7 protein-coding genes are annotated in these 10,442 nt (G+C 62.4%); 5 read left to right on the forward strand and 2 right to left on the reverse strand.

Translation table 11 applies throughout. The features are described 5' to 3' along the window. The first annotated feature begins 325 nt into the window (after window positions 1–325). From groES to ychF, 4 genes are all read left to right on the forward strand, one after another. Entirely contained in the window at window positions 326–619 is a 294-nt protein-coding gene (gene groES / locus Q0H23_RS06815; protein ID WP_293836910.1) for a co-chaperone GroES, read from the forward strand. A 91-nt stretch (window positions 620–710) separates the two neighbouring features. After that, window positions 711–2,348 carry a chaperonin GroEL gene (gene groL / locus Q0H23_RS06820; RefSeq protein WP_293836912.1) on the forward strand — a complete coding sequence of 546 codons (1,638 nt, stop codon included), beginning with the start codon at window positions 711–713 and terminating at the stop codon, window positions 2,346–2,348. Between the two features lie 450 nt (window positions 2,349–2,798). After that, entirely contained in the window at window positions 2,799–4,070 is a 1,272-nt protein-coding gene (locus tag Q0H23_RS06825; RefSeq protein WP_293815264.1) for a 4Fe-4S ferredoxin, read from the forward strand. Between the two features lie 83 nt (window positions 4,071–4,153). Beyond that, on the forward strand, window positions 4,154–5,230 hold the full coding sequence (gene ychF, locus Q0H23_RS06830) for a redox-regulated ATPase YchF (RefSeq protein WP_293815262.1): 1,077 nt from the start codon (window positions 4,154–4,156) through the stop codon (window positions 5,228–5,230). A gap of 562 nt (window positions 5,231–5,792) precedes the next feature. Here the strand turns inward: ychF and Q0H23_RS06835 are convergent. Together Q0H23_RS06835 and Q0H23_RS06840 are read right to left on the reverse strand one after the other, a co-directional pair. Beyond that, window positions 5,793–7,238, reverse strand: coding sequence for an LCP family protein (locus tag Q0H23_RS06835; RefSeq protein WP_293836914.1), 1,446 nt, complete (start codon window positions 7,236–7,238; stop codon window positions 5,793–5,795). A 27-nt stretch (window positions 7,239–7,265) separates the two neighbouring features. Beyond that, window positions 7,266–8,738, reverse strand: a complete 1,473-nt coding sequence (locus Q0H23_RS06840) for an LCP family protein (protein ID WP_293836916.1) — start codon at window positions 8,736–8,738, stop codon at window positions 7,266–7,268. 298 nt (window positions 8,739–9,036) lie between these two features. Between Q0H23_RS06840 and guaA the strand changes: the two genes are divergently transcribed. Then, on the forward strand, window positions 9,037–10,442 hold a 1,406-nt coding region (gene guaA, locus Q0H23_RS06845), incomplete at its 3' end, for a glutamine-hydrolyzing GMP synthase (RefSeq protein ID WP_293836918.1).

Genomic DNA, 10,442 nt, shown 5'->3' on the forward strand with positions numbered 1-10,442 from the left:
CTTCTGCTATGACGCATAAAATGGGCTGAACGAGGCTGACGTGAGGGGCCCTTAATTCATAAATCGCCCCAAGACAACTACCGTTCGCGGATTTGCCAAATTTGAGCGAAGCGTCGCATTTTCCCTGCATAAAGCCGCTCACGTTCTTTAGTCGGGCAGCTATCACAAAATCTAAGCGCGTTCGCAGAAGATTTTTTCAATCCGTCTGGTATAAGTCGGATCGTCTGGGTATCATTCTCAACGTTGGAATTGGCGATGCGTCAATCGCAATCGCACGTTGGATATCCGTGCGCCCAGAGGGGCGCCCAGAAGGAGGTTCTTGGATATGACGACTCTTAAGCCGCTCGGTGACCGTGTCCTGGTCAAGCCCGCTCCCAAGGAGGAGAAGACCTCGACCGGCCTCTACATCTCCAGCGGCGCTCAGGAGAAGCCGCAGAAGGGTGAGGTTGTCGCTGTTGGCGCTGGCAAGGTCACTGATCACGGCGAGCGCATTGCTCCGGATGTCAAGGTCGGCGACGAGGTCTACTTCGGCAAGTTTGGCGGCAGCGACGTCAAGGTCGATGGCGAGGATTACCTGCTTCTCCGCGCTGACGACATCTACGCCGTCATCGAGGCCTAGTTCTTTCGCGGGCAACGCTCGCATTCCATGAAACTTCAACCGCGCACCCCAAGACTCGGCGAGGCGCGGTCAACTCGAAAGGAAGCCACCAATGGCCAAGAACATTACGTTCGGCACCGATGCTCGTGCCAAGCTCGCCAAGGGCGTTAACACCCTGGCTGACGCCGTTACCGCCACCATGGGCCCCAAGGGCCGCTACGTTGCCCTCGAGCGCAACTTCGGCGCCCCCACGATCACCAATGACGGCGTCTCCGTTGCCAAGGAGATCGAGCTCAAGGATCCCGTCGAGAACATGGGCGCTCAGCTCGTGAAGGAGGTCGCCACCAAGACCAACGACACCGTGGGTGACGGCACCACCACCGCTACGCTCCTCGCTCAGGTCATCGTGAACGAGGGCCTCCGCAACGTCGCCGCCGGCGCCGATCCGCTGGCCATCCGTCGCGGTGTCGACAAGGCCGTCACCGCCGTCGTCGACTCCATGAAGGCTTCCGCCAAGAACGTCGACACCAAGGAGCAGATCGCTTCCGTCGGCACCATCTCCGCCTCTGATCCGCAGGTCGGCCAGAAGATCGCCGACGCCATGGAGGTCGTGGGCAAGGACGGCGTCATCACCGTTGACGAGGACAAGACCAACTTCGGCATCTCCGTCGACACCGTCGAGGGCATGCAGTTCGACAAGGGCTACATCTCCCCGTACTTCGCGACTGACAACTCTGCCATGATCGCTGAGCTCGAGAACCCCTACATCCTGATGTCTGACCAGAAGGTCTCCAACATCCAGGACATCCTCCCGGTCCTCGAGGCCGTCCAGAAGTCCGGCTCCTCCCTCCTCATCATGTGCGAGGACGTCGACGGTGAGGCTCTCGCTACCCTGATCCTCAACAAGCTCCGTGGCACCCTGAAGGTCGCCGCCGTGAAGGCCCCGGGCTATGGCGATCGTCGTAAGCGCATGCTCGAGGACATCGCCGTCCTCACTGGCGGCCAGGTCGCCATGGAGGAGCTCGGCATCAAGATCTCCGACACCACCGCCGAGATGCTTGGTCGCGCCAAGGCCGTCAAGATCACCAAGGACACCACCACCATCGTCTCTGGTGCTGGCTCCAGGGAGGCCATCGACGAGCGTGTCGCCCAGATCAAGGGTGAGATTGAGCACACCGATTCCGAGTTTGACCGCGAGAAGCTCCAGGAGCGCCTCGCCAAGCTCTCCGGCGGCGTTGCTGTGATCAAGGTTGGCGCTGCTACCGAGGTTGAGCTCAAGGAGATCAAGCACCGCATCGAGGACGCCCTCCAGGCCACCCGCGCTGCTGTTGAGGAGGGCATCGTCGCCGGCGGCGGCGTCGCGTTCCTCGAGGCTCTGCCGGCCCTCGATCAGATCGATGTCACCGACGAGGAGAAGATCGGTGTCGAGATCGTCCGCAAGGCTCTGACCGCCCCGGTCAAGAAGATTGCCGAGAACGCTGGTTACGAGGGCTCCGTCGTGGTCGAGAAGATCAAGGGCCTGGCTGCTGGCGAGGGCCTCAACTCCGCCAACGGCGAGTGGGGCAACATGATCGAGATGGGCGTCCTTGACCCGGTCAAGGTCTCCCGCGTGACCCTCCAGAACGCCGCCTCTGTCGCTGGCCTGATCCTCATCACCGAGGCCACGGTTTCCGACGAGCACAAGGACAAGACCATCGAGGAGGCCATCACCGCTGCCGCCTCCCAGGCTGGCGGCCCGGGCATGTACTAAGCCCGATCGGCGGCTTGTAGTCACCTGACGAAGCCCCGGCCCGGCGTTGCACGCAAACGTCCTCGCGCCTTTGGCGCTGCGGAATGTTTGCTTAGCAACACCGGCGCCGGGGCTTCTGCTGTTTACGCCACCGATGCGTACGGCTTTGGCTGCTTAGCAACACCGGTGCCGGGGCTTCTGCTGTTTACGCCACCGATGCGTACGGCTTTGGCTGCTTAGCAACACCGGTGCCGGGGCTTCTGCTGTTTACGCTGCCGATGCGTATGGTTTGAGCTGGCTGCGCTTGGTTGTTTGCTACGGCAAGGCGCGGGGTCCCTGCTGCTCGGCAATGCGCATAGATTGAACTGTTGACGCTGAGGATGTCCTTTACGGAGGGGCATCCTCAGCTGTTCTTGGGTATGATTAAACAGTTGTGCCGCTGGGGAGCGGCGTGGTTGCGAGGGGAGAGACATGGCCGAGAAGCGCGACCTGCTCGATGAGTTCATCGATATCAAGAACGACTGGCAGTCGCTTTCCAATCCAGTCGAAGACATCACGAACGCCCTCGCGGCGAATCCCGAGGAAGTCGAAACGTGGAACCCGTCCGACTACAAGGACCGCCCCCGCGCCAACGTGAACAGCTGCATCGCCTGCCAGGGCAAGAGCACCAAGCTCTGCCATGCCTGCGCAGACGTCTGCCCGGTCAAGGCGATTGATTTCTCCGAGGGTTCGATCGAGGTGCTCGACAGCTGCCGTAAGTGCGGCCTCTGCGTGACGGCCTGCCCCGCCGGCTCCTTCACCTCACCCCAGATCAACCCGCGTCGCCTGTACGAGCGCATCGTGCGTGCCGCTAGCGCCTATGAGCACGCGTATGTCACCTGCACGCGCGCCATCGGTCGCATGCCGCAGGATAACGAGGTCGTTCTCCCCTGTATCGGTGACGTTCCTGCCGAGGTCTGGTTCGCCATCCTCGCGGACTACAAGAACGTGAGCGTCTACCTGCCCCTCGGCATCTGCGACCGTTGCCGCAACACCACGGGCGAGGAGATGCTTGGCACTCAGATCGAACTCGCCGAGCAGCTCTCCGGCAAGGGCATCGGCCTCGAGGTGGACGAGAAGGACCTCGACTACACCAAGAACCACGATTTCGAGCGCAAGGAGTTCCTCGAGAGCGTCAGCAAGCAGGGCATGGCCGCCATTGGCGCCGCCAACCCGGCACTTGCCGCCGCGCGCACCATCAAGCAGAAGCTTGACGAGAACACCCGTCGCATCAACGCCATCACTCACGCGGTCGAGGGTGGCACCGCGCCGGCGCCCACCCAACGCCGCCGTGTGCTCACCCAGCGCCGCCAGCTTGTCATGACGACGCTCCAGCGCCACCCCAAGCTTGCCGTCCGCCTTTCTCCGCAGCGTCCCACCTGCGAGCCCGAGCGCTGCAATCTCTGCGGCGACTGCGTCGACGTTTGCCCCACGCGTGCCTGCGAGCTCGCGGAGAACGGCATCTTCAAGGTCGAGAGCGCCTACTGCATCGAGTGCGGCGCTTGTCTCAAGGCTTGCGGCGAGCATGCCCTTACCTGGGAGAAATACGCAGGGGCGGAGCTCGTCGTTCCCGATAAGGAAGAGATCGAGCGCAAGAAGCGTCAGGCCGAGCAAAAGGCCGAGATGGAGAAGCTCAAGAAGCAGGGTATGGCCCAGCTCAGGCGTGGCCTCGACATCCTCGAGAAGCTCGACACGGATAACTAGCACATTCCGGCGCGTGACCCTGCTCCGCACCGAACGACACCAAACCTCGGGGCCTCGCCCCACAAAGCACGGAAGGATCAAACGTGGCACTCTCAATCGGCATCGTGGGACTCCCCAACGTCGGCAAGTCGACCCTCTTCACCGCACTCACCAAGAAGGGTGGCCTAGCGGCGAACTACCCCTTCGCCACGATTGACCCCAACGTCGGCATCGTCGACGTGCCGGATTCCCGCCTCCGGAAGCTCGCGGACATCGTGCATCCGGGCCGCATCGTGCCCGCCGCGGTCGAGTTCGTTGACATCGCCGGCCTCGTGAAAGGCGCGAGCGAGGGAGAGGGCCTCGGCAACCAGTTCCTCGCAAACATCCGCGAGACTGATGCTATCTGCGAGGTCGTTCGCTACTTCAAGGATCCCAACGTCATGCGCGAGGTTGGCCGCACAGCTGATTTCGTCGATCCGGCGGGCGACGCGGACACCATCATGACCGAGCTCATCCTGGCAGACCTCGGCACGCTCGAGAAGCAGCTCCCCAAGCTCGAGAAGGAGTCGAAGCGCGACAAGGAGCTCATGCCCAAGTTCAATGTGGCCAAGCGTCTCGTTGATTGGCTGAACGAGGGCAACCGTGCCTCAACTATGGAGATGACGGACGAGGAGCGCGTTGCCGCGAAGGGCCTCTTCCTGCTTACGATGAAGCCGATCCTCTACGTTGCGAACGTCGATGAGGACATGCTTGGCGACGATTTTGCGCCCATCGACGGCGTCACGCCCATCCCCATCTGCGCGAAGGTCGAGGCCGAGCTTTGCGACCTCGATGCCGAGGAGGCTGCGGAGTATCTTGAGAGCCTCGGCCTCGAGCAACCAGGCCTCGACGTGCTTGCCCAGGCGGCCTACAAGCTTCTGGGTCTCCAGAGCTACTTCACTGCTGGCGAGATGGAAGTCAAGGCGTGGACGATTCCTGTCGGTGCCAAGGCTCCGCAGGCCGCTGGTGTCATTCACTCGGATTTCGAGCGCGGCTTCATTAAGGCCGAGGTCGCTAGCTATGAGGACTACGTTACCCTCGGCGGCGAGGCTGGTTGCAAGGCGGCGGGAAGGCTCCGAATGGAGGGCAAGGACTACGTCGTGGCTGACGGCGACGTGATGCACTTCCGCTTTAACGTTTAGACCAGACGACGGTTTTGCCGCCTGGCCTTTCGGAGGGGACAGATTTGCTTCGCAAATCCCCCTTAGCCCCTCTCTCAAGGCCAGGCGACAAAACCTGTGCGATACGTTGTGGCGAAGCCCGCGGCCGGACACTCGTAGCTCCGGTTGCGGGCTTCTTTTAGCCTTTCGCGTCGGGCTACCCAACCCGGGTTGCGAGTTTCTGTTTCCGATGGGTTATCTGGCTGGATTTGACTTGCGCTTTGGGAATTGGGTTTCGTGGGGTTGATCGCGGGCCTGTTTGTGCGTGTTTGCGAGTGGGGCGTACAACAAATTTGAGATTCTGCGGCTGGAAATCGCGGTTTTAGGTCCAAAACTAGATATGACACAACGAGCATAACAAATAAAACCCCAGTTGGGCATTTGCCAACCGGGGTTAAGAGTCGAAATCGAGCCGCAGAATCTCAAATTTGTTGTCAGGCGGTGCTCCCGACGTCGTGGTAACGCGATATTTCCCGTGTTCCAGCGAGTCGATGGCCCGGCGACGGTGTATTTGATGGACCGAGGCGGCTTCGCGCGCAGGTATCTATTCCACTATTCCGGCGGCGATGCCGGAGGTGGGGTCTTGGGTGGAATCGGCGTAGGGCGGGAGGCCTTGGCCGACGCGGCTCATCATTTCGGCCCAGGCTTCCTGGTTGACGCGCTCGTACCAGACGCCGTTCTCATAGCTCGAGACGGTTGGCTCGAGGGCGGAGTAGAGATTCTCGGCCATATCGAAGCCGGCGAAGCGCGCGCCGAGGAACAGAAGGTCGAAGCCCGTAAGATCTGTATTGACGCTGGCAGATCCTGCGTTTAGGGTTGCCAGCAGCATGAACGGGTTGCCCGAGAGGGACTTCTTGAGAATCGCGCCAAGCACCATGCGCTGGTTTGCCGTGCGGAAGTAGTCACCGGCACCGTACTGGTCATAGGCATGGCGCGCGCGGCAGAGCTTGAGCGCGTCGTCTCCGTTGAGTTCCTGGACGCCGGCCTTGATATCTGCGCCGGTATAGTCGGGGTCATACACGTCAACCGGTACGTTTACCGTAATGCCGCCGATGGCGTCCACCACGGAGATGAACTGATCGAGGTCAATCTCGGCATAATGCGAGATGGGAACACCTGCAAGGTCTGATACGGCCTTGATGAGCATGGGTGGACCGCCGTAGGTATAGGCGGCGTTGATTTTTTGCTCTCCGTAGTCTCCGCCGAGATTGACGCACGTGTCGCGTTGGATGGAGACGAGCGTGAGCTTCGCCGCGATGGGGTCGACGCGAGCGAGGATGATCGAATCCGTGCGATATACGCCGCCTGTGGCACCGGTCTCCTCGCGGTACGCGTCCTTATCCGTACCGACGAGCAGCATGTAGAAGGGCTGACCCGGAAGGACAGGCCTGAGCGCGAGGCGCGTCTCGAGCGACACGCCGAGGTTCATGCGGACCGTGATGAGAACGGCAAAGGCGAGAAGTGCCGCAAGCGCGCCAAGAAGTACGCGCTTTGTGATCTTGAGGGCGCGGCGTGGATTGAACTCGCGCCGCTGGGGGAAACCTGCCCCGCCAGCCTGCTCGCCATAGCCGCTCTGCGGGTCGCTGTAGTCGTTGCGTGCCCAATCCGGGCCCCCTGCGTGACGGCGTCTGCGCAGGATGCCGCCGTTGTCGCGCTCCTGACGCATTTGGCGATACCGGTTCACGTCCTCCGCCTGCGATCGCGTGACGGTACGCGGTTGCTCGGCACGCGGCGCGCGAGCACGGGGGTCACCGGTAGAGTACGGCTGGCGCGTGGTCTGCGGGCCGGACGTGCGCGAGGGCTGACCTGCGTCCTGATAGCCGGCTTGCGAGCTCGGCTGATAGCCCGCCTGGTGCGCGGGCGTCGCATTGCCGCGCGAGAAGCGCGACCCAGACTGAAACGCGCCCTCGGCATGACGGCTTTGGGCCGCAGCGCCCCTAGCGCGCTGTTCTTCCTCGCTCATCTGCCTGTGCTCGCGCCTGGGCGACATAGCGCTCTCCTTTGGCGACCAAAGCTACTAGTTGTTGGCCATGTCCGCGCCGAGTACCACGATGACGTCAGCCTCGCCGGCGTACGTGCCGTCATCGGCGACGACGTTCGAGAGACCAAGCGTGTCAGCGACTGCCTCGGCCTTAGCGCGGTTGCCATCGCCTACGTAGATGATACGGGTTGATGAGTAGTCGAAGGAGTCTGCCGTGGCGGCAGTCGTGTCAAAGCCGTGATTCGAGAGCGTGGACGCAACTCGGCCAGCAAGACCCGAGACGCCGGCGCCGTTCAGCACCTTGACGGAACCGGAGAACTCGGTTTCCGCGGATTCGCCGTTGCTGTCAGAGGAGGAGGCGGCCGCGCTGCCATCAGAGTTCTTCGTGGCGGTACCAGCGCCAGCGATGCCCAGCGCAGTGTCCTCGTCCTCGCTCTCGTAGGGGGAGAGGCCCTGGTTCACGCGAGTCATCATCTTCTGCCAGGCCCGGGTGTCGCAGATCTCATACCAGGTGTCGTTCACGTACTTGGAGTTGGTGGGCTCCATGCCGCTGAACATGTCAGTATCCATGTTGAAGCCCTGGAACTGCGTGGCGAGAGACAGGATGTCTGCCACGGAGAGGTCGGTCGAGACGGAATCCGCAAGCGTGGTGACCGTGGAGGCGATGGTTGCCGGGTCGCTCGCGAGAATCTTTCTCAGGATGGCGCCGATGACCATGCGCTGGTTGGCGGCGCGGTAGACGTCGCCGTCGCCGTACTTGTCATAGGCATGGCGCGCGCGGCAGAGCTTGAGCGCCTGATCGCCGTTCAGGGTCTGCTGACCAGCCTTGATGTCCGCGCCAGTGTACTGCGGGTCATAGACGTCGACCGGGACGTTGACCTCGATGCCGCCAATGGTGTCGACGACGGAGATGAACTGATCGAGGTCAATCTCCGCATAGTGGGAGATGGGAACGCCCGCGAACTTGGAGATGGTCTCGACGGTGTAGGACGCGCCGGAGACGTTCTGCTCGCCTGATTCCTTGCGCTCGGCGCCGATGGAGTAGGCAGAGTTGATCTTCTGTTTGCCGTAGGCGCCGAAGTCCACAAGCGTGTCGCGGTGAATCGAGACGAGCGTGACCTGCTTCTCCGTCGGGTCGACGCGGGCGAGGAGGATGGAGTCCGTGCGATAGGCGCTCTCGGCGGAGCCATACTCGTTGCTTCCAGAGCGGTACTCGTCCTTATCGATGCCGATGAGGACCATGTAGAACGGGTCGCCCGAGCTGGCTTCCGTCAGGGTGCCGTGAAGGGCGGAGTCACTTGCCATGCCAAAGCTGCCCGAGATGCGCGTCATGAGGGCCCAAGCTGCGGTGGAGGCAAGAACGGCGACAACACCAAGAACGATGAGGAACACCTTGAGACCCTTGCGGCGACCGCGCTTGCGACGGGCTCCGGAGTAGCGCTCCATTGCCTCCGCACGGGAGTAGTCGCTAGTGCGGTTCTGGGGGGTTTCGTTCCTGCGTTTGGGCATGCAAGCTCCCTTGATGGACGTGCCTATAACGAAACAATGGTACTAGCGCGGGCATCACGCTGCGAAAAGTCCATAGGAACGTTAGCGTATGTTCACAAACAAGAATCGCGCGCGCACGTAGATGCATTGATGTGGCTGGCGTATTATTGTACGCGTCAAATTCGTGACTTTGCTAGCGCCTACGGCGCGCGCCGGATCAGCGATTCGGCGTGGCCCTCGCTTCCAGGTCTCGCGACTCTCGGAAATCTCGAGCCCACGCGCTCGTGACCCTTGCAACTCTCGTCCCACGGAGGAGCCCATGCAGAACAGCCAGCAGAAGGTCATCGTCCTCGACTTCGGCGCCCAGTACGGCCAGCTCATCGCGCGCCGCGTCCGCGACCTGAACGTCTACTCGGAGATCATGCCGTGCGACGCCACGGCGGCCGAGATCGCTGCGGAGAACCCCAGCGCCATCATCCTCTCCGGCGGTCCCGCGAGCGTGAACGCCGAGGACGCCCCGCGCGTCGACCCGGCCATCTACGAGATGGGCGTTCCCGTGCTCGGCTTCTGCTACGGCCACCAGATCACGGCCGTGACCCTGGGCGGCAAGGTCTTCCACCCCGAGGTGGGCGAGTACGGCCCGGCCGAGCTCGAGCGCGAGGCGAAGAGCGCCCTGTTCAACAGCACGCCCATGAAGCAGACCGTGTGGATGAGCCACTTCGACGCCGTCTGCGACGTGCCGGAGGGCTTTGTCGTCACCGCCAAGACCGCCACGTGCCCCGTGGCCGCGATGGAGAACGCCGAGAAGCGCATCTACACCACGCAGTTCCACCCCGAGGTCAAGCACACCGAGTATGGCCAGCAGATCCTCTCGAACTTCCTCTTCGACATCTGCAAGCTCGAGAAGAACTGGTCGATGGACAACCTCGTCGAGACCATGACAGCGGACTTCCGCGAGAAGGTGGGCGAGGACCGCGTCATTCTGGCCCTCTCCGGCGGCGTTGACTCCTCCGTGGTCGCCGCTCTTGGCGCCCGTGCCATCGGCAAGCAGATGACCTGCGTCTTCATCAATCACGGCCTGCTTCGCAAGAACGAGCCCGAGCAGGTCGAGGAGGTCTTCACCAAGCAGTTCGACGTCGACTTCATCCATGTCCACGCCGAGGACCGCTACGCCGAGCTCCTGGCCGGCGTGACCGAGCCGGAGGAGAAGCGCCGCATCATCGGCACGCAGTTCTGGAAGGAGTTCTTCGCGGTCGCCCAGCAGCTCGAGACCGATGGCAAGCCTGTGAAGTACCTCGCCCAGGGCACCATCTACCCCGACATCATCGAGTCCGGCGCGCGCAAGACGGGCGGCAAGGCGAGCACCATCAAGAGCCACCACAACCTGATCCCGTTCCCCGAGGGCGTGAGCTTCGACCTCATCGAGCCGCTTGACCACTTCTTCAAGGACGAGGTTCGCGAGCTGGGCCTTGCGCTTGGCCTGCCGGCGCACATCGTGTATCGCCAGCCGTTCCCGGGCCCGGGCCTGGCCATCCGCATCATTGGCGCGATCGACAAGGAGAAGCTCGAGATCCTGAAGAACGCCGACGCCATCGTGCGCGAGGAGCTCGACGCCTACAACGAGCGTCTCTTCGAGAAGACGGGCGACCGCAACTCCGAGCACAGCTGCTGGCAGTACTTCGCCGTGCTGCCCGACATCAAGAGCGTGGGCGTCATGGGCGACGA

Origin of the sequence: uncultured Parolsenella sp., assembly GCF_934660935.1 — a bacterium.
In the GTDB taxonomy this organism is placed as follows: domain Bacteria; phylum Actinomycetota; class Coriobacteriia; order Coriobacteriales; family Atopobiaceae; genus Parolsenella.